We start from the raw sequence: 457 nt of genomic DNA on the forward strand, positions 1-457 counted from the left end.
AGGAACACCAGCAGAAAATAATGAATCCGCCGCAGAAACAGCGAAAGATAAAACTTAACGTCTGGGATCATTCCGATACGCCTTCACTCCGGACAGGCGCAACATCGCACCAATACTCAACAACATCCAATACAGAACAAAAAATCAAACCCGCAACAAACTCACAAAATCAAACAAGCAATACAAAATATCAAAAATCATCAAAACCTCCAAGGAAAGATCACCACAGGCCCGTTGCGCAGGAAATCGTAGAAATATCATCTCAAAAACACAAAAAAAACACAGCAACACGGCCAAGATGCGCAGGTCTATTCAGGGTGACCTGCCCCCCTTCGGTCCCTCGTTCATAACGAGAGTCTGCGGGTTTGATCTTGATAATCATGGGTTTCGGTTTGGGCAAGCGCGCCGGGCGCGGAGCCCTCAAATTGCTCAAGCGCTCGGCGCGCTTGCAGTGGCG

The 457-nt window shown here is 48.1% G+C and carries 1 protein-coding gene; it reads left to right on the forward strand.

Going from position 1 to position 457, the window contains the following annotated elements:
• On the forward strand, positions 1 to 350 hold a 350-nt coding region (locus tag AB9K34_RS00035; RefSeq protein ID WP_369952460.1), incomplete at its 5' end, for a hypothetical protein.
• Positions 351 to 457: the final 107 nt, after the last annotated feature.

This window comes from Sedimentitalea sp. XS_ASV28 (assembly GCF_041224545.1).
Classification (GTDB): domain Bacteria; phylum Pseudomonadota; class Alphaproteobacteria; order Rhodobacterales; family Rhodobacteraceae; genus Sedimentitalea.